The sequence below is a fragment of the Ruegeria discodermiae genome (assembly GCF_030758345.1).
Lineage (GTDB): Bacteria > Pseudomonadota > Alphaproteobacteria > Rhodobacterales > Rhodobacteraceae > Ruegeria_C.
The window spans coordinates 1,184,159-1,203,888 of the sequence record NZ_JAVAMO010000001.1 but is presented as its reverse complement, the minus strand read 5'-3'; the positions used below and the strand labels follow the sequence as shown (position 1 = coordinate 1,203,888).

Annotated in this window: 15 protein-coding genes and 1 riboswitch; of the genes, 11 read left to right on the top strand and 4 right to left on the bottom strand. The window is 62.4% G+C overall.

Annotated elements, in window-relative coordinates; translation table 11 throughout:
• Positions 1-44: 44 nt before the first annotated feature.
• Complete coding sequence (locus tag Q5Y75_RS06110) at positions 45-647, top strand: pyridoxamine 5'-phosphate oxidase family protein (RefSeq protein ID WP_306195327.1); 603 nt, start codon at positions 45-47, stop codon at positions 645-647.
• A gap of 6 nt (positions 648-653) precedes the next feature.
• On the opposite strand, the gene Q5Y75_RS06105 is transcribed toward Q5Y75_RS06110, so the two are convergent.
• Entirely contained in the window at positions 654-1,349 is a 696-nt protein-coding gene (locus Q5Y75_RS06105) for a glutathione S-transferase N-terminal domain-containing protein (RefSeq protein WP_306195325.1), read from the bottom strand.
• Between the two features lie 27 nt (positions 1,350-1,376).
• A complete protein-coding gene (locus tag Q5Y75_RS06100) occupies positions 1,377-2,312 on the bottom strand; it encodes a lipase family protein (RefSeq protein WP_306195323.1) in 936 nt (311 codons plus the stop codon).
• Positions 2,313-2,446: 134 nt separating this feature from the next.
• Positions 2,447-2,524, top strand: a riboswitch (SAM riboswitch).
• A gap of 66 nt (positions 2,525-2,590) precedes the next feature.
• Between Q5Y75_RS06100 and metZ the strand changes: the two genes are divergently transcribed.
• The 5 genes from metZ to Q5Y75_RS06075 all read left to right on the top strand — a co-directional run bounded on the left by metZ (position 2,591) and on the right by Q5Y75_RS06075 (position 9,152).
• The gene (gene metZ / locus Q5Y75_RS06095) at positions 2,591-3,781 is read left to right on the top strand and encodes an O-succinylhomoserine sulfhydrylase (RefSeq protein ID WP_306195321.1); all 1,191 of its coding nucleotides are present in this window, start codon (positions 2,591-2,593) and stop codon (positions 3,779-3,781) included.
• Between the two features lie 185 nt (positions 3,782-3,966).
• On the top strand, positions 3,967-5,070 hold the full coding sequence (gene folE2 / locus Q5Y75_RS06090; protein ID WP_306195319.1) for a GTP cyclohydrolase FolE2: 1,104 nt from the start codon (positions 3,967-3,969) through the stop codon (positions 5,068-5,070).
• Between the two features lie 279 nt (positions 5,071-5,349).
• A complete protein-coding gene (locus Q5Y75_RS06085) occupies positions 5,350-6,078 on the top strand; it encodes a hypothetical protein (protein WP_306195317.1) in 729 nt (242 codons plus the stop codon).
• 51 nt (positions 6,079-6,129) lie between these two features.
• Positions 6,130-7,578, top strand: coding sequence for a TrkH family potassium uptake protein (locus tag Q5Y75_RS06080; protein WP_306195315.1), 1,449 nt, complete (start codon positions 6,130-6,132; stop codon positions 7,576-7,578).
• Entirely contained in the window at positions 7,578-9,152 is a 1,575-nt protein-coding gene (locus tag Q5Y75_RS06075) for a thiamine pyrophosphate-binding protein (protein ID WP_306195313.1), read from the top strand. Before Q5Y75_RS06080 ends, Q5Y75_RS06075 begins: the two co-directional genes overlap by 1 nt.
• A 19-nt stretch (positions 9,153-9,171) precedes the next feature.
• Here Q5Y75_RS06075 and Q5Y75_RS06070 read toward each other — a convergent pair whose 3' ends face one another.
• Complete coding sequence (locus tag Q5Y75_RS06070; RefSeq protein ID WP_306195311.1) at positions 9,172-9,867, bottom strand: carbonic anhydrase; 696 nt, start codon at positions 9,865-9,867, stop codon at positions 9,172-9,174.
• 177 nt (positions 9,868-10,044) lie between these two features.
• Positions 10,045-11,775, bottom strand: a complete 1,731-nt coding sequence (locus Q5Y75_RS06065) for a serine protease (RefSeq protein ID WP_306195308.1) — start codon at positions 11,773-11,775, stop codon at positions 10,045-10,047.
• Between the two features lie 218 nt (positions 11,776-11,993).
• Here Q5Y75_RS06065 and Q5Y75_RS06060 point away from each other — a divergent pair, with 218 nt between their 5' ends.
• From Q5Y75_RS06060 to Q5Y75_RS06040, 5 genes are all read left to right on the top strand, one after another.
• Positions 11,994-12,923, top strand: a complete 930-nt coding sequence (locus tag Q5Y75_RS06060) for a glycine--tRNA ligase subunit alpha (RefSeq protein ID WP_306195306.1) — start codon at positions 11,994-11,996, stop codon at positions 12,921-12,923.
• A 75-nt stretch (positions 12,924-12,998) separates the two neighbouring features.
• Positions 12,999-13,529, top strand: a complete 531-nt coding sequence (locus Q5Y75_RS06055; RefSeq protein WP_306195304.1) for a DUF6446 family protein — start codon at positions 12,999-13,001, stop codon at positions 13,527-13,529.
• Positions 13,526-14,728, top strand: a complete 1,203-nt coding sequence (gene gltS, locus Q5Y75_RS06050; protein ID WP_306195302.1) for a sodium/glutamate symporter — start codon at positions 13,526-13,528, stop codon at positions 14,726-14,728. Before Q5Y75_RS06055 ends, gltS begins: the two co-directional genes overlap by 4 nt.
• A 7-nt stretch (positions 14,729-14,735) precedes the next feature.
• Complete coding sequence (gene glyS / locus Q5Y75_RS06045; RefSeq protein ID WP_306195300.1) at positions 14,736-16,937, top strand: glycine--tRNA ligase subunit beta; 2,202 nt, start codon at positions 14,736-14,738, stop codon at positions 16,935-16,937.
• 9 nt (positions 16,938-16,946) lie between these two features.
• Positions 16,947-19,577 (top strand): putative PEP-binding protein, encoded by a 2,631-nt coding sequence (locus tag Q5Y75_RS06040; protein WP_371933226.1) that lies wholly within the window; start codon positions 16,947-16,949, stop codon positions 19,575-19,577.
• Positions 19,578-19,730 lie beyond the last annotated feature (153 nt).

Genomic DNA, 19,730 nt, shown 5'->3' with positions numbered 1-19,730 from the left:
ATGAGACAAGCTATGTCAGGGTGAAAAAACAGGCGGAGCACCCCATGCAGACCATCACCGATATCAAAGATCTTGAGGCTCTTTACGGCGCGGCGATGCCGCATTCGCTGAGCAAGGTCCGCACCCGGCTGACCCCGCTTTACCGCCAATGGATCGAAACCGCGCGTTTCGTGGTGCTGACCAGTGTGGGGCCCGAAGGCACTGACGCCAGCCCGAGGGGCGAGGACGGGCCAGTGGTGCGGATTGTCGATGATCGGACGGTCCAGCTCCCCGACTGGATGGGCAACAACCGCATCGACACCCTGCGCAATATCGTGCGGGACGGGCGCCTCAGCCTGATGTTCATGGTGGCGGGCAGCAACAATGTGGTGCGTATCAACGGGACCGCTGTCCTGACGGCGGATGAAGCGGTGCTTGAGAGCTACGACAAAAACGGCAGGCGCCCGCGCTCGGTGGCGGTGATCACCGTGGATGAGGTCTATTTCCAATGTGCCAAGGCTCTGCTGCGGTCGGGGCTTTGGACACGGGATCATGACGGGCATCGCGTTCCGACAGCCGGGCAATTCGTGCAGGAAGAAGATGAGGGCTTTGACGGTGCGGCCTTTGATGCGGGTTACGCTGAATATGCAAAGGAGCGCATGTGGTGACGCGCGTCAGCGCTTGAACAATACCGATTGGGCCTGCTTATCCTGATGCCCGCTGCGCAGTTCGATTTTTAACGATTGTCCCGCCTGCACGGCGGGACGGTCGCCAACGGCTTGGAGCCAGCGCGCGAAGTGGGGTTTGTCATGCAGGGCCTGCTGCTGCCCTTCCCACAGGCTGGCCCAGGGCCAGATCGACATGTCCGCGATGGAATAGAAATCGCCCGCCACAAACTCTGTCTTGGCCAACTGCCGGTCCAACACGCCATAAAGCCGCCCGACCTCGGCGCGGTAGCGGTCCTTGGCATAGGGAAGGTCCTGCGGCGGCTCCATTTGGGGGGCGTACTTCAGGAAATGATGCGCCTGTCCGGCCATCGGGCCAACTCCGCCCATCTGCCACATCAGCCATTGCTCGACCGCGATCCGGTCACGTTCTGTTTCGCCATAAAACCGCCCGGTCTTGCGCGCCAGATACATCAGGATCGCACCGCTTTCGAAGAGTGAAATGGGCGCGCTATCCGGCCCGTCAGGATCGGTGATCGCGGGCATCCGGTTGTTGGGTGAGATTTCCAGAAATCCCGCCTCGAACTGGTCGCCCTTGCCGATATCGATCAGATGCAGGTCATAGGGCAGCCCCATCTCTTCCAGCGCGATGGAGACTTTCCAGCCGTTCGGAGTGGGCCAGTAGTAGAAATCGATGGGCAGCATCCGCAATCCTCTGTCTTTGGACGGCGATCATGACGCTTTCTGTGTGAACGGCAAGGAGAACTGGGGCTGCGGCAGGCTCAGCAATCGGGACCAGCGCGGTGCGGATGTGGCGGGCAGGCCCATGCGCAGCAGCGACAGGTCGAATCCCTCGGGGGCGCGCAACAATGCATTGTAGAACGCCAGCGCGCCGGGGCGCCGGTAGCTGGACCAGTGGCAGATCCGGCGTTCCGGGCCGCCAACCGGCCCGGCAAAGCGCGAGAGATGCTCAAGGGTACGGCGGCAATCCAGTTGCAGCGTGACCGCATTGTGCGCCTCCAGCCCCAAACCTAGGGCGCGGTCGCCGCATTCAGGAGGTGCGATCAGGCATTCGAACAGAAAGTCGAACAGATCGTTCTCGCGGCTGGTGACATTGATGAAGGATGCGGCGTGCCCCGCCTCTGTCTGCAGCGCCGCGCGGGCCCGCTGGCGATAGGCCGCGCCGGTCAGCGAGATGATCCGCGACAGCGCGCCCGGTGGCAGATGATGCAGCGCCTCAAGCGCCAGCTCGACCCCCATGGAATGGCCGATGAAATGCACCGGCCTGTGCGGCGCAATTTGGCGCAGGTGCCGGATAATCGCCGCCATGGCGCGCCCAGCCGCGATCGCGCGTTGCCGTGCCTGCCACAACCCGCCAAACCCGTCCCAGCCAAAGGCGATGGCCAACCCCTCATCGGGGTTGCCCTGTCCAAAACCCAGCTTCTCGGGCCAGGCCGCTATAGCCGCGCCCCGCCTGTCATGCGGCAGGGCCAGCACAGCCTCATGCGGGCAGTGCCGCGCGTGGCCGGGCTGGTATTTACATCCATGGGTCATCACAATCACGGGACCAGCCCCGCCTTGCGCCTGTTGCAGCAGTTTTGTCGGGGCTTGCGGGCTGCCATGCAGCACGGGCCTGTCCCCAATCGCATTGATCCTGATCACCGGCATACGTCGCCTCACACAAGATGTTGTGGCTGCGTTCTGCTCGAAGCATATGACGCAAGCGTGAACAAATGATTGCAGCGCTGTGACGATCCCCGTTGCGGGCTTGACGCCCCGCCGGGTGCGGCGTAAAGGCAACGCTCAGAACACGTGGCGATTTGTTACCGGATTGCGGGCCACGCTAAACAACACCGCTAAAAGGTCAGGATGAAAGCCCCCCTTTCGCTTGACCGCGTTCGGGGGTTTTTTATTGGCGCCGCTGGATCGGCGCGGAAGAGGACAAGATGAGCAAAAGCTGGAACAAGCGCACGCAGGCGGTTCATGGCGGCATCCGCCGCAGCCAATACAGCGAAGTGAGCGAGGCGATTTTCCTGACCCAGGGCTTTGTCTATGACAATGCCGAACAGGCCGAGGCCCGGTTCATTCAGGCTGGCGATGACGAGTTCATCTATGCCCGCTACGGCAACCCCACCGTGCGCATGTTCGAAGAACGCATCGCCGCTCTGGAAGGGGCTGAGGACGGCTTTGCCACCGCCAGCGGCATGGCGGCGGTGAACGGCGCGCTGTGTGCGATGTTGCAGGCAGGCGACCATGTGGTTTCGGCGCGCGCGCTGTTCGGGTCCTGCCTCTATATTCTTGAAAACATCCTGACCCGCTACGGGGTCGAAGTTACTTTCGTGGATGGCACCGATCTGGAGCAATGGAAGGCGGCGCTGCGGCCTGACACCAAGGCGGTGTTCTTTGAATCCATGTCGAACCCCACGCTGGAAGTCATTGACATCGAAGCGGTTTCCGAGCTGGCCCATGCGGTTGGCGCGACCGTGGTGGTTGACAACGTTTTCTCGACCCCGGTCTTTTCGCGAGCGATCGAACAGGGCGCGGATGTGGTGATCTATTCGGCCACCAAACATATCGACGGGCAGGGGCGCGCGCTGGGCGGAATCATCCTGGGCACGCGTGACTTCATCCGCGGCACGGTCGAGCCTTATCTGAAACATACCGGCGGCGCGCTCAGCCCGTTCAATGCGTGGGTCATGCTCAAAGGGCTTGAAACCATGTCTCTGCGGGTGAATGCGCAGGCCGACAGCGCCCTGAAGATCGCCGAAGCGCTTGAGGGGCATTCGGCGCTGGAACGTCTGCTCTATCCCGGTCTCAAAACCCACGCGCAGAACGCGCTGGTTCAGAGCCAGCTGGGCGGCAAGGGCGGTACCGTTCTGTCGCTGGACATTCGCGGTGGCAAGGATGGGGCCTTTGCCTTCCTCAACGCGTTGACGATCCCGGTGATCTCGAACAATCTGGGCGACGCCAAATCCATCGCCACCCATCCGGCCACCACGACCCATCAGCGCCTGTCGGACGACCAGCGCACGGCGCTGGGTATCACACCGGGTTTGATCCGCCTGTCAGTCGGGCTTGAGGATAGCGAAGATCTGATCGCTGATCTTCAGGCAGCTCTGGCGGCGTCGCAGTCCTAATGAGGGCAGGGCGCGAAGATATGCGCCCTGCCAGCCTCATCTGAGATTGCATCGGGGCGCAAATCTGCGAATTCTGACGATTTTCTGCGATCCGGTTTGCTATCGCCCCCGTATAGAAGCTAGATTGAAGGCTGTCGGCGGCGCAAACCGCCCCAAGCCGCAGGCGAGAGACAGGGGACAGACCCATGAATTTCCAACCGCGCGATTTTGAAGAAGCGCCGAACCGCGAGGCTGCCGAAGCGGCGCTTGAGGTTTTGCGCGCCTGGGCCAAAGGCGCAAGCGACGCCGAGATTGCGGCGCTGGACCCGGCTGTCGCACGATTGATACCGGGGCTGAGCGACGTGAATTATCCGGCGCTCTCGCGGGACTATCCCGAGAATTTCGAGGTCGACGCCGCCTATCGCGCGACGCTGCCTGATCTGCAAAACGGCCCCTCCAGCCTGATCCGTGGTGCCCAACAGCATATTCAGCATGTGGGGATTTCGAACTTCCGTCTGCCGGTGCGGTTCCATGCCAAGGGCGGAACCGATCTGACGCTGGAAACATCGGTGACCGGAACCGTGAGCCTTGATGCCGAAAAGAAGGGCATCAACATGTCCCGGATCATGCGTTCGTTCTACAAACATGCCGAGCGGACCTTCAGTTTCGAGACCATCGAGGCGGCGCTGGACGACTATAAATCCGATCTGGACAGCTTCGATGCCCGCATCCAGATGCGGTTTTCCTATCCGCTAAAGGTACAAAGCCTGCGCTCGGGGCTGGAAGGCTATCAGTATTACGACTTTGCGCTTGAGCTGATCGAGGTTGCGGGGGAACGCAAGAAGATCATGCATCTGGACTATGTCTATTCCTCCACCTGTCCCTGCTCGCTGGAACTGTCCGAACATGCGCGCGTGATGCGCGGCCAGCTGGCAACGCCGCATTCACAACGATCCGTGGCGCGGATTTCCGTGGTTCTGGACCCCAACGCCCGCTGCCTGTGGTTTGAGGACCTGCTCAGGCTTTGTCGGCAGGCGGTTCCCACCGAGACGCAGGTGATGGTCAAACGCGAGGATGAGCAGGCTTTCGCTGAGCTGAACGCGGCCAATCCGATCTTTGTCGAAGACGCGGTGCGGCTCTTTTGCGCCGAGTTGCAGTCGGATCATCGCATCGGTGACTTCCGGGTGGTGGCAAGCCATCAGGAAAGCCTGCACAGCCATGACGCTGTGTCGGTGCTGACCGAAGGCGATACCTTTGCCACTGACAGTCTGGAGCCGCGTCTGTTCAACTCGCTGGTCCACACCGGATAACACCTTCGGCAAAGCCCTTTCCCGGTCGGCATTCCGCCTGTGACGCCGCGGCGCAGCATTTCTTGCTGCGCTTGCTCGGTTTTGTCTGTATGTTCAGAGCCAGATCAGGTCCGACGCCGGTGAACAGAATGTTCAACGGGCGGACCGATACAGGCAGAGGACGACTATGCGTGTCACACATTCGGAGCCGGGCAGAAATGCCCATGGGCTTTGGAAGGCTCTCTTAACGCCCTCTATGTCTTCACTTTTCCCGACAGTCAAAGATAGGGGAGCCCTGAAATGAGCTTCATCAAGACACCATTGGAAATCCAGGCCGCAGCCATCCGCGTGACCGGCGAGATTATCGCGAATCAGCTTCGGATCATCGAGGTCATGAGCAAAACCGCGATGGAGGCGCCGTTCTGCCAGGTGCGTGCTCTGCAGTCCGCCGCAGCTGAGCCTGCCCCGGCACCGGCTGCCGAAGCCGCGCCCAAAACGCCTGCCAAGCCTGCGCCCAAGGCCAAAGCCGCTCCGGCCAAAGCCAAAACCGCGAAACCGGCCCCGAAGGCTGCAGCACCCGCTGCCAAAGCGGCTCCTGCCAAGCCTGCACCGGCCAAGCCCGCACCTGCCAAGGTCGCCCCGGCCAAGCCCGCCCCCGCAGCCAAGGCAAAAGCGACCCCTGTGAAGGCCGAAGCCGCGAAACCGGCCGCGAAAGCGACTGTACCAGCAGCCAAGGCAGCCCCGGCCAAGCCCGCAGCCAAAGCGGCAGCCCCGGCAGCCAAAGCTCCTGCCAAGCCTGCTGCCGCTCCGGCCAAGCCCGCAGCACCTGCGGCCAAGGCGGCAACGCCCAAGCCCGCTGCAAAACCGGCCCCGGCCAAAGCTGCGGCCAAACCGGTTGCAGAGGCAAAACCAGCCGCCGCTGCGGCAACGGCCGAGCCCGCCCCGGCCCGCAACGGCACAAGGGCGCCCTCCACGCCGCCGGCAATGCCCGCAACCAAAGCCAAGGCGCAGCCCAAACCCAAGAGCTGACCCCGCGCCAGCGCTTGACAGCGAAGCCATGGCGCGCCAACGCTGCGCGTCATGTTAGACCTTCGCCCCGTCGGATATGTGATCGGCCTGCTGGTCGCCATTCTTGGCCTGACCATGCTGTTGCCGATGATGTCGGATTTTGCCGAAGGGCGGGGCGAATGGCACGTCTTCTTGCAAAGTGCCCTGATCACTACCCTAGTGGGCGCTTTGATGGCCATGAGCTGCGCCAATGGCGTGCGCGAGGGCCTGACCATCCAGCAGACCTTCCTTCTGACCACCGGCGTCTGGGTGGCTCTGCCGATCTTTGGCGCGATTCCCTTCATGTTTGGCGAGACCGAGCTGCGCTTTGTCGATGCATTGTTCGAATCGATGTCGGGCCTGACCACCACCGGTTCGACCGTGATCTCGGGGCTCGACGAGTTACCGCGCGGTTTGCTGTTATGGCGCGGTTTGCTGCAATGGCTGGGCGGCATCGGCATCATCGTTGTGGCGATGGTGTTCCTGCCCGAGTTGCGGGTCGGTGGCATGCAGATCTTCCGCTCGGAAGGGTTTGATACCTTTGGAAAAATCCTGCCCCGCGCGACCGAGATTTCGTCGCGGATTTCCGTCGTCTATATCTCGCTGACCATGGCCTGCGCGCTGGCTTATGCCGCCTCGGGCATGGACGCCTTCGATGCTTCGGTCCATGCCATGACCACCGTGGCGACTGGCGGCTTTGCCAATTACGACGCCTCGTTTGGAGGCTTCCCGCCAGCGACCGAATATGTGGCGGTGTTGTTCATGATCCTCGCGGCGTTGCCCTTTGTGCGCTACGTGCAGATGATCGCGGGCACCGCCGAGCCGCTTTATCGCGACAGCCAGGTGCGGGCGTTTATCGGAACCGCGCTGGTGCTGGTGGCGGTGCTGACGCTCTGGAACCTGCTGCAAACCCCGGCAACCGGCGAAGGCGTCATCCGTAAGACCCTGTTCAACACTGTGTCGCTGATGACCGGAACCGGCTATGCCAGCACCGATTACATGAGCTGGGGCGGTTTTCCGGTCACCATGCTGTTCTTTATCGGCCTGATCGGCGGCTGTGCGGGATCAACCGCCTGCTCGATCAAGATCTTCCGCTATCAACTGCTGTTTGCCTCGATCAAGGCGCAGTTGCAGCGCATTCGCCAGCCCAGCGGTGTTTTCACGCCGCGCTATGGCGGGCGTGCCGTAGGGCAGGACGTGTTGAGTTCGGTGATGAGCTTTTTCGTCTTTTTCATCGTGACCATGGGCATTCTGTCCTGGGGGCTCGGCCTGACCGGTCTGAACTTCGTGACCTCGATTTCCGGGGCCGCCGCGGCGCTCGCCAATATCGGCCCCGGTCTGGGCGATCAGATCGGCCCGGCAGGCAATTTTGCCAATCTTAACGACACCGCCAAATGGATGCTGACCATAGGCATGCTGATCGGTCGGCTTGAGCTGATGGCCGTCTATGTGATCCTGACCGTGCAATTCTGGAGAGCCTGATGAAGAAACCCCTTGGGGCGCAGATTTCCCACATGCTGAGCGACCGGGGCGTCGACGTGATTTTCGGGATACCAGGCGTGCATAATCAGGAGATGTATCGCGGCATAGAAGAGGCCGGCATCCGCCACGTTCTTGCCCGTCACGAGCAGGGGGCGGGGTTCATGGCGGATGGCTATGCGCGTGCGTCTGGCAAGCCCGGCGTGGCTTATGTGATCACCGGTCCGGGGCTATTGAATACGTTGACGCCGCTGGCGCAGGCCTATTCCGATTCCGTGCCGGTTCTGGCGATCTCGTCCTGTCTGGATGAAACCGCCTCCCGCAAAGGCCAGCTGCACCAGATGCGCGATCAGGAAGGCGCCGCCGCAACCGTCTGCGACTGGTCCGAGACGGCCCATACTGCGGCTGCAGCTTATGGTCTGATCGAGCGCGCCTTCGAAGAATTCGAGCTGGCGCGGCCCAGACCCAAAGCCATTCAGGTGCCGATTGCCCAGCTCGAAGCACTGGCCGACCCGGCACCTTTTCCCAACCAGCCCGCGCTGCGCCTCACGGCGCAGGACCCTGATATTGCGCCAGTGCTTTCCTTGCTCAACCTGGCCCGGCGCCCGCTGTTCATTCTGGGCGGCGGGGCGCGCTCGAACCTTTGGCGTCAGATCGTGACGCAGCTTGGGGCGGCCTGTTTCACCACATATGCCGGGCGCGGTCAGGTTGGCGCGGATTATCCGCTCAATTTCGGGGCGACGCTGGCGCGGCCCGGCAGCGCGGCGGTGATCGGCAGTGCCGATCTGGTGATCGCGGTGGGGACCGAATTGGCCGAGGTGGATCTCTGGCGCGAAGATCTCGGCCATAGCACAACGCTGGTGCGGGTCGATCTGGATCCGCAGGTGCTGTCCGACGGGCAGCGTGCGCTGATTAAGCTGCAGGCCGATGGCACGAGCTTTGCCAAGACGCTCTGGTCTGCCACCGAAGGGGTTAAACCCGCCACCGGCTGGTCGGCGGAGGAGGTGACCAAGACCCGCGCCCGCTGGCGCGCCGAGGCGGATGCAGAGCGTCCCGGCATCCTGCCAGTAATTGACGCCCTGCGCGCTGCGGTGCCCCCCGATGCGATGATCTATTCCGACATGACCCAATTCGCCTATCTCGCGAAAGAGGTCTGGGACATGCACTATCCCCATCACTGGCATCACCCCACCGGGTTTGGAACGCTGGGATATGCGCTGCCCGCCGGGATTGGCGGTGCAGTTGCGCGTGGCGGAAAACCCACCATGGTGATTGCCGGCGATTACGGCTTTCACTACACGATGCAAGAGCTTGGCGTTGCTGTGGAACTTGGCCTGTCACTGCCCATCATCATCTGGGACAATGGCAAGCTGAAAGAGATCGAGGAAAGCATGCAGCGGGCGCAGATCGCCCCGAACGCGGTGATCGCCCGCAACCCAGATTTCTGCGCCATGGCCAACGCCTTCGGGGCCGCCTCAGCCGCGCCAGCCTCGCTGACAGAGATGCAGGAGGCCGTGCGCGCCGCTTTCACGGCAAAGGGTCCGACCCTGATCTATCTGACGCCCGATATCGTGTGAACCTGCCGCAACGGACCGGCTAAAGGAACTCGACCTTTCCAGTGGCGATGTCATAGATCGCCGCGGCGGATTTCAACCTGCCGCTCTGGGAGAGATCAGACAGGATCGGCGATGTTGAGCGTGCCTTCTGGGCACCAAGGCGCGCGTTCTGCGCCGTGGCGGCGGCCAGCAGGTCGGGCGGGTTTTCGGCCATAACGTCCTCGACAGCGGGGCGGATCGCATTAACCAGACCCGGCAAATGCCCGCCGGGCATGGTGGCATCCTCCACCGCAGAGATCGTGGCGCTGACCGCCCCGCAGGAGCTGTGCCCCAGAACCAGGATCGTCGAGATGCCAAGCACCGCCGCGCCGTATTCCAGGCTCGCCAGCCCGTAATCGCTGATCACGTTACCTGCAGCGCGGATAACGAAGAGCTCACCGGGCCCCTGATCAAAGATCAGCTCCGGGGCGACGCGGGAATCGGCGCAGCTTACGATTGTCGCAAAGGGCTGCTGACCCAGCGCGCGGGCGCTGCGACCAACCGAATGATCGGTGTTGACCGGCGTATTTGCCACATAGCGCGCATTGCCTTCCATCAACCGCTCCAGCGCTTCGTCCGGTGACACAAGCGGAGTGTCGGCACGGGCGGGCCGCAGAAACGGTGCAGCAACGGCTGCCGCGCCACCTGCGATCACACCGCGCCGGTTCCATGCGGTTGATTTGTCTTTCTCAGCCATCTGTCTGTCCTGTGTTCCTGCGCGCCTGTCCGGACTTTCCTATCGGATAGGGGCGACGTCAATGTGTCTGACGCTCCAGCCCGGCGCATCCCAGCACGCAGCGAAACGAAAAAACGCGCCGAAGATCGGCGCGTTTGTCTGTTTCGTTAAGCCTGAGCGCCTAACCACCCGTTTGGATCAGTCCCAGCAACTGACCAGGACGGTCATGCCATTTGCACGGCGGTTCAACTCATCGGGTGTGATATCAGATGCTTCGGGGGCGCTTTCCACCGTCAGACCGGATGCTTCGAGCACGTTCCGCAGTGCCTGCGCGTCAGCGGCAAAGCTTACATCACGGGGCAATTGCTGGCCGTCTGTGGGATCGGGCAGCAACATGCCAACAACCGACCCACCTGCGTCAAAGACCGGACCACCGGCATCACCGTCCTGCGGGGCCAGGGCAAGGCGCGACAACTCGGTCTCGCCCCGCAATCCGGCCACATCGGACAGCGTCCCGAAGGTTAGCGTCGGCGCGCCCAGCACCCCTTCGTAGGAATAGCCCGACAGGGTGACCTGCGATTGCAGCTTGGGCTCGCTCAGATGCAGTTCCGCCACCGCCATTGGGGCCAGCGGCTGAGTCGGGCGCAAGACCGCGACGCCAAGCCCTGCATCCTGCGAGACGAGATCAGCACGATAGGTGTTGTCGAGCGTGATCCGTGTGCAGCTTTGTACCGCCTCGGCCACGGTCAGAACCGCGCCCGACCTGTCCACATAAAAGCCCGAACGCGAGATGCGGGGTTTGCGGATCTCAAGCCCCGAGACCAGATCGACGCTTTGCAACGCGCCGGACCCCTCGGCCGGGTCAAGCACGCCATCGGTGCGGGCAAAGCTGGACTTGATGGCTTGCAGCACGCGGGCGCGACGGCCCTCATCGCCATCGGGCCAGACGAGGGTAAAGCCCTTGATCTGCCCATCGCGCAGCGCTGCCTCGGTATAAGATACGATGCCATTGCCGCGCCCTTCGATGGTGAAGCTGTCTTTCTTGCGCTGGCGCGGGCCGTCCAGAGGCACGATCTCCAGCGTCTGCATCACGTCATAAAGCCCGAACAGATCGGCCCGCTCGCCTTTCTGGCTTATCAGCAGCACCCGCGCGCCAAGGTCGCTTTGGGCATCGTAATGGGCAAATGGCGGATCATAGCGGCTGAAGGCAACCTCTCCCATCGGCAGGTCGGCGGAGATTCCGGCCTTGTCATCCAGACGACGTTCCATGCCGACGCTCAGCAGCGGTGCGTTATACTGATCCATCAGGACAATGCGCTGGCTGGTGGTCAGGATGCCGGTGGGCTCGTAGCCGTTGAAGCTCTGCCAATCGGCCATGGAGCGGCGGGTGCCCGGACCAAAGGCACCGTCGATTGTCGCGTTGTAGAACCCCGCAGCCTGCAACGCGGTCTGCAGCCCGCGCCGTTCCTCGCGGCTCAGGGCCCGCTCGCTGCGCCGCGCCTGCGCGGGCGTCTCGTCGGCGGCCACGGCGGGCGCCTGGGGGGCAGGGACCGCCGCAGGCTGGGTCAGAGACGGCCTTGTCAAAGCAGCGCTTGCGCCCTCCGGCGGCCAGAACTGCCGCCCCAGTGACCGGGTGAAGGTGATGAAACTGTCGCTGGGGATCTGACGCTCGGCTCGGTAGACACGCAGCACTTGTTCGGCGTCAGCGCGGGTATAGGGGCCAAGCACGATCCCGTACCAGCCCCCGCCAAGCGCAAAGCCCTGCACATCGGGCAGGCTGCTGGCAAAAAACTGCGCGCGTTGCTCAGCCACCGGTATATCCGGATGGGCCTCGATCTGAACCCAGGCGCCTTCGGCGGATTGCTGGGCCGAAACGACGCGCAGGCCGAAGGTGACCGCAAGGAGGAATGCGACGAAAAACCGTGTCATTGGGGAACTCTTGCCTTAACTCATGTCTGTTTTGCGCAACATACGCGCGAACCCACCCCAAACACCATGCCTGCAATGATGCGATGCTGCGGGTGTGATCTTCGCACGACAGACCTGCGGGATGCGCCCGCGACTGCGTTCAGAAGGGCCGTTGACCCTCCCCGGCTGCTTGCATAGGAAAGCTCTGATCCCATACCCGTGTTCGTGAAGGCAGGCCCATGAGTGACACATCCAGCGCACCGCGCTCTTTTCAGGAGATTATCCTGCGGCTTCAGACCTATTGGGCCTTGAAGGGCTGCGCTATTTTGCAGCCCTACGATATGGAGGTCGGCGCCGGCACGTTCCACCCGGCCACCACCTTGCGCGCGCTTGGGTCGAACCCCTGGGCTGCGGCCTATGTGCAGCCCTCGCGCCGCCCGACCGACGGGCGTTATGGCGAGAACCCCAACCGTTTGCAGCATTATTACCAGTATCAGGTGCTGATCAAACCCAGCCCGCCCGATCTGCAGGCGCTCTATCTGGGGTCTCTGGAAGCAATCGGCATCGATATGGACCTGCATGACATCCGCTTCGTCGAGGATGACTGGGAAAGCCCCACGCTTGGCGCGTGGGGGCTGGGCTGGGAGGTCTGGTGTGATGGGATGGAGGTCAGCCAGTTCACCTATTTCCAACAGGTCGGCGGCCATGACTGTATCCCGGTCTCGGGTGAGCTGACCTACGGTCTGGAGCGTCTGGCGATGTATGTGCTGGGCATTGATCATGTGATGGACATGCCGTTCAACGATCCGCAATCACCCAGCCCGCTGACCTATGGCGATATCTTCAATCAGACCGAAGAGGAATACGCCCGCTGGAATTTCGACGTCGCCAATACCGAGGTCCTGCTGCGCCATTTTGAAGAGGCCGAGGCCGAATGCGCCACCATTCTGGCGCAGGAGCATGACGACCCCAAGACCGGCAAGCGCATCGTGATGGCGCACCCGGCTTATGACCAATGCATCAAGGCCAGCCATATCTTCAACCTGCTGGATGCGCGCGGCGTGATCTCGGTCACTGAACGGCAGGCTTATATCGGACGTGTCCGGGCACTGGCCAAGCAATGCGCCGATGCGTTTGTTCAGACCACAGCCGGTGGGCACCCGGCCTGATGCCGCCGCTTCTGGCGAACCCAAAACCCGCCACCCCGTTGGGTGACACAGGTTGCGCGAACTGAGGGACCGGAGATGAAGGGAAAACTGCTCGCCATCGTCATTCTTGCCAGCGCCGCCATTGCGGGCGGGCTGCTCTACTACATGCAGATCTATGGCTTTTACTATGATGTCGAGCCACAGCCGGGTCAGGATGTTGCGTTGGTCCCGCTTGAGGCTGAGACGTCGGAGCCCATTTCTTATAGCAGCTTTCAGGCGATTGATGCCGATAGCTCCCCGATCCGTTACAGGGCCTGTTTCAACACCGATATGAGCCTTGATGAGTTGAGCGCGGCCTACCGACCGGCAGAGGGGGCTGAACCTCTGACCGCCCCGGACTGGTTCGAGTGCTACGATGCTCTCGCGCTGGGTGAGGCGCTCGCGTCGGGTAGCGCGCGGACCTATCTGGGCACCAAGAACATCCATTTCGGAGTAGACCGAGTCATTGCTGTGACAGATGACGGGCGGGGCTATGTCTGGCATGTGCTGAACGATTGCGGAAAGAAAGCCTATGACGGCACGGTGATCGGCGAGGCATGCCCGCCGCGCGGGGAGCGCGGGCAATGAACCTTTTTGTCCCCGATATGATCTCCGCCACCCTTGGGCTGGCGGTTTTCCTGCTGGGGGCCGAGCTGAACACGCGGGTCGGGGTGCTGCGCCGGTTCAACATCCCCGAGGCGGTGAGCGGCGGTCTGGTCGCCGCGACGCTGTCGCTGGCGGTCTATCTGATTGCCGGGATCGAATTCGAGTTCGAGATGGAGACCCGCGACTATCTGCTGGTGGTATTCTTTGCCGCCATCGGGTTGAACGCAAGGTTCTCTGACCTGATCAGAGGCGGTAAGCCTCTGGTTCTGCTTCTAATTTTGACACTTGCAACCATCCTGGCACAAAACATCATCGGCGCGCTTGGGGCCGTCACCTTTGGCTTTCCGGCGCAATCGGGCGTGCTGTTCGGCTCTGCCGCGCTGATTGGCGGGCATGGCACGGCGATCGCCTGGGCACCTGATGTGGGCGCGGTGACCGGGCTTGAAGGTGCGACCGAGCTGGGCGTTGCCGTGGCGACGCTGGGTCTTGTGCTGGCCGCGCTGGTGGGCGGTCCCGTGGCGAAATACCTGGTAGAACGCCACAAGCTCACACCCGACCGCCCGGATGAGGAACTGACGGTGGGCGTGCCGCAAGAGGAAGCACGCGATGCGGCGATCACGCCCATCGGCCTGATGCGCGTGGTGCTTTATCTACATCTGGCAATCATCCTCGGCTACGCTGCAAATGTCGCAATCGCCGAGGCGGGGCTGAAACTGCCGCTCTTCGTGCCCTGCCTGATCGTCGCCATCCTGATCGCCAATCTGCGCAGCTGGCTTGCCCCGGATGCGGTCGCCGTCAGCCGGACGCCCGCGCTGGCGCTGGTTTCGGAATTTGCGCTGGGCGCGTTTCTGGCCATGTCGCTGATGAGCCTGCAGCTTTGGACCATTGCCGATCTGGGCATGACCATCCTCGTGGTGCTGACCGCGCAGACGCTCTTTACCGTGCTCTTCGTGATCTATGTGCTGTTCCCGGTGATGGGCTCGGGCTATCGCGGCGCGGTTCTGGCGGCGGGGTTCGGCGGCTTTGCGCTGGGAGCGACCCCCACCGCCATCGCCAACATGACCGCCGTCACCAAGCGATATGGCCCGTCGCCTATTGCCTTTATCGTGCTCCCACTTGTATCCGCCTTCTTTGTGGACATTGCCAACGCCATCGTCATCCAGACGATCGTGAATTTCTGAGGACCCCATGCCCGACCTGCTGATCGAACTGTTTTCCGAGGAAATCCCCGCGCGCATGCAGACCCGCGCCGGTGAGGATCTGAAAAAGCGCATCACCGATGGTCTGGTCGAGGGCGGTCTGACCTATGCCGGGGCGGCGGCCTTTACTACGCCGCGCCGCCTGACATTGACGGTGCAGGGGCTGCTGGGGGAAAGCCCGACGGTGCGCGAAGAACGCAAGGGCCCGAAAGTGGGCGCGCCGGACAAGGCCATCGAAGGCTTCCTGCGCGGCGCGGGCCTGACCCGCGATCAGTTGGAAGAGCGCGACACACCCAAAGGCACGGTCTATTTCGCCAGCATCGAAAAGCCGGGCCGCCCGGCAGCCGACATCATCGCCGAAGTGCTGGAAACGACGATCCGCAATTTCCCCTGGCCCAAATCAATGCGCTGGGGCGGCGGTGCCTTGCGCTGGGTCCGACCGCTGCATTCGATCCTGTGTATCCTCACCGATGAGGCGGGCGCAGAGGTCGTGCCGATGGAGATCGACGGGATCAAGACAGGTGATAGCACCGAGGGTCACCGCTTCATGGCGCCGGGCCGGTTTTCTGTCACCTCTTTTGAGGATTACGAGGCGCAGCTCAAGCGCGCGCATGTGGTTCTGTCCCCAACGGAGCGGGCCGACCATGTCTGGGCTGACGCCCAGAACATGGCCTTCGCCGCAGGTCTTGAAGTGGTGGACGACAAGGGCCTGCTAGGTGAGGTTGCCGGGCTGGTGGAATGGCCCGTGGTGCTGATGGGAGAGATCGGTGCAGAGTTCCTCGACCTGCCGCCCGAAGTCCTGCAGACCTCGATGAAGGAACACCAGAAGTTTTTCTCGGTGAAGGACCCCAAGACGGGCCGGATCGAACGCTTCATCACCGTGGCCAACCGCGAAACGGCGGATAATGGCGCGACCATTCTGGCGGGCAATCAGAAGGTGCTCTCGGCCCGTCTGGCGGATGCGAAATTCTTCTGGGAGAACGACCTGCGGGTCGCCAAATCGGACATGAGCGCCTGGACTGATGCGTTGAAAAACGTGACCTTCCATAACAAGCTGGGCACGCAGGCCGAACGGATCGACCGCATCGCCGCGCTGGCTCGCGAATTGGCATCAGTGACAGGTGCGGATGCAGATCAGGCCGAGAAAGCGGCGCGGCTGGCCAAGGCTGATCTGAGTTCCGAGATGGTCTATGAATTCCCGGAACTTCAGGGGCTTATGGGCCGCTATTACATCGAAGCCGCGGGCGAAGACGCCGCCGTGGCCGCCGTGGCGCAGGAGCATTACTCTCCCCTCGGCCCCTCCGACGACGTCCCCACCGCGCCGCTCTCGGTTACGGTGGCTCTGGCCGACAAGCTGGACACGCTGACCGGGTTCTGGGCGATTGACGAAAAGCCGACCGGGTCTAAAGACCCGTTTGCCCTGCGGCGCGCGGCGTTGGGGGTTATTCGATTGATGTTGGAGGCTAACCTACGTTGTCAATTGCATGATTATCAATCGAACCAGTTGAAGCGTTGCAACGAGTCGATAGGGAGTGCTTCTGCTAAGATCGCGAAGGAAGCTGCCAAAGTTTTTAAAGAAAAGACTGGTGGCGGTGTATCAATGGGGTTTGCGGGATCAATTACGGTCTCCTCTCTGGTGGATGGCCGGCAAGTTGACAGTCGATCAATTGACCTCCTCTCTTTCATCCACGACCGCCTGAAAGTCTTCCTCCGCGATGAGGGCATTCGTCATGACATCATCGACGCTTGTATCGCGATGGAGGGGAATGATGACCTGACCCTGCTGGTCAAACGCGCCCGCGCGCTGAATGAGGTGCTGGCCACCGAAGATGGCGAAAACCTCGTGCAGGGCTTCAAGCGGGCCAATAACATCCTGACGCAAGCCGAAGAGAAGGATGGGGTCGAATACTCCTACGGCGCGGACCCCAAGTTTGCCGAAACCGACGGCGAAAAGGCGCTCTTTGCCGCGCTTGATGCCGGGCAGGCGAAAATCGCCCCCGCGCTGGAGGCTGAGGATTTCCCGGCAGCGATGGCAGCCATGGCCGAGTTGCGCGCGCCGGTTGATGCGTTTTTCGAAGACGTACAGGTCAATACTGACAATGACGTGCTGCGCCGCAACCGTCTGAACCTGCTCAGCCAGATCCGTGCGATCTGCTCCAGCGTGGCCGATCTGACCCGGATCGAGGGGTAACAGCTGGTGATGCGTAGAAATACGCATCCCCAACCTCTCCCTTGCGTCGATCCAATTCCTTCTTATGCTGCGGCAAAACAAAAAGGTGCCGCAGTGCAGAATAATCCGCATACCACGTTGATCACACCAGATGCGCCGGTGGCGACCATCACCCATGGCGGGCGGGCGAAGTGTTTGCAGCGGCTGGTGCGGCTGGATATGCCGGTACCGCGCACGGTTGCCCTGTCCTTTGAAACCGTGCAGGCGATCGCAGATGGCCATGTGCCTGATATTGAACGCATTCTCGAACAGTTCGATCCCACGGTCTTGCTCTGCGTGCGCCCGTCCTCTGAGGATCCCGATTGGGGCGGTCCAGGGGCGGTTCTGAATGTGGGCATGAACGATGCCCGCTATGTGGATTTGAGCGACAAAATGGGGGCGGATGCGGCGGCGGCGCTTTATCTGCGCTTTGTGCAGACCTATGCGCTGCACGTGGCGCGACTGGACCCGGATGTGTTTGACGATCTCTTGGAAGACGGCCAGCAGGGTTTGAGCGACACTTTGCGTGCCTATGAGGAGGAAACTGACGAACCCTTCCCGCAGGACCCGGGCGAGCAATTGGCGGCGGTGCTTCAGTCCATGGCGCGCGCCTGGGATGGCACCACCGCGCGGCTTTTACGCCAAGCGAAAGGCGCGCCCGCTGATGCCGGTTTGGGCCTTGTCGTGCAGCAGATGATCCCGGGTCTGGGGCGCGGTGAATGTGGCTCGGGCGTGATGCAACTGGTCGATCCGACCACAGGCCAGCCGCAGATCACCGGGCGCTATCTGAGCCAGAGCCAGGGCCGGGATGCGCTGGGGGCGGGCACCGGCGCGCTGTATCTGGCGCGTGATGAGCGCGGCCCCTCGCTGGAAGATGTTGCGCCTGAGGCCTATGCTGAGCTGCAGCAGCATGCAAAACTGATGCGCCACAAGCTGCGCGAAGAGATGCAGGTCGAGTTCGTCATCGAAAACGGCCATGCGCATATTCTCGATGGCGTACGCGTGCCACGCAGTTCGCGCGCGGCGGTTCAGATCGCGGTGCGGCTGGCTGAGGACGGTATCATCCCGCCGCAAGAGGCGCTGATGCGGGTCGATCCGCATGCGCTGAACGAGCTTCTGCACAGGCAGGTCCATCCGGACGCCGAACGCGACGTGCTGACCACCGGCATCGCCGCCAGCCCCGGCGCCGCTACCGGACAGATCGTGTTCACCGCCGCCGAGGCGCAGGCCAGTGCCGCGCGGGGCGAGCCCTGTATCCTCGTGCGCCGCGAGACCTCGCCCGAAGATGTGCGCGGAATGCACGCTGCTGCGGCTGTGCTGACCGAAAAAGGCGGAATGACAAGCCACGCAGCAGTGATTGGCCGGGGTCTTGGTCTGCCTTGCATCGTCGGGGCTTCGGGGCTGCGTTTCGTCACCAAGAAGCGGCAATTGATGGCGCAGGACGGGCGCGTTTTTCAGACCGGCGATGTGCTGACCATCGACGGCACCTCGGGGCAGGTGCTGGCCGGGCAGCCGCAGATGCTTGAGGCGGCGCTGGATGACAGTTTCCAGACCCTGATGACCTGGGCCGAGGCGGAATGTGATATCGGCATCCGCGCCAATGCCGATACGCCTGCGGACGCGCAAACCGCGCAAAACTTCAATGTGCAAGGCATCGGCCTGTGCCGGACAGAGCATATGTTCTTTGAGCCGGGCCGCCTGACGGTGATGCGTGAGATGATCTTTGCCCAGACCCCCAAGGGCCGTGCCGCGGTGATGGAGCGGTTGCTGCCGATCCAACGCAAGGATTTCGTGCAGCTCTTCCGCATCATGGGCGGCAAGCCGGTCTGCATCCGCCTGTTTGACCCGCCGCTGCATGAGTTTCTGCCCACCAACCGAACGGGCCAGCGCGAACTGGCCGAGGCGCTGGACCTGCCAGTGTCGGATGTGGAGCGTCGGGTGGCCGCCATGAGTGAATATAACCCCATGCTGGGCCTGCGCGGCGTGCGGCTGGGCGTCACCGTGCCCGAAATCTATGACATGCAGGCACGTGCCATCTTTGAGGCCACGCTGGAGGCCAGCCAAGAAGGCGAGCCGGTGGTGCCCGAGGTGATGATCCCGCTGGTCTCGGCCTGCCGAGAGGTCGAGCTGGTCAAGACACGGATCGATGCGGTCGCGGCGTCTGTCGCCTCGGAGCAGGGCCGGGATTTCGATTACCGGCTGGGCGTGATGGTCGAAACCCCGCGCGCCTGTCTGCGTGCCGATGAGATCGCGCCCCATTGCGCCTTCCTCAGCTTCGGCACCAATGACCTGACCCAGATGACCTATGGTCTGTCACGCGACGATGCGGGCCGGTTCATGTCGGCCTATGTCAATCAGGGTGTCTTCTCCGAAGATCCGTTCCATGTTCTGGATACGGACGGTGTGGGCGAATTGCTGCAGCTCGGGGTGCAGAGGGGGCGCGAATCGCGACCGGGAATCACCCTGTCAGTCTGTGGCGAACATGGCGGAAATCCCGAATCGATTGCCTTTTGCCGGGCTGCAGGCTTCGATTATGTCTCCTGTTCGCCCTTCCGGGTGCCGGTGGCGCGATTGGCTGCAGCGCAATTGGCTATATCTCATCAGGTGGGGGCTGACCCTTAAGAATCCCACAAGATGTAGACTGACGTGGGGTCGGAAGATTCTTGCCATCGGCAAGAATCCACTGCTTTTGCACTTGCAATTTTTGGCGAACTGGACCTACGGCGAACTCTGGGCTAGAGGGCAGCCTGCGCTTGCTTTTCGGGGGGATCGGTA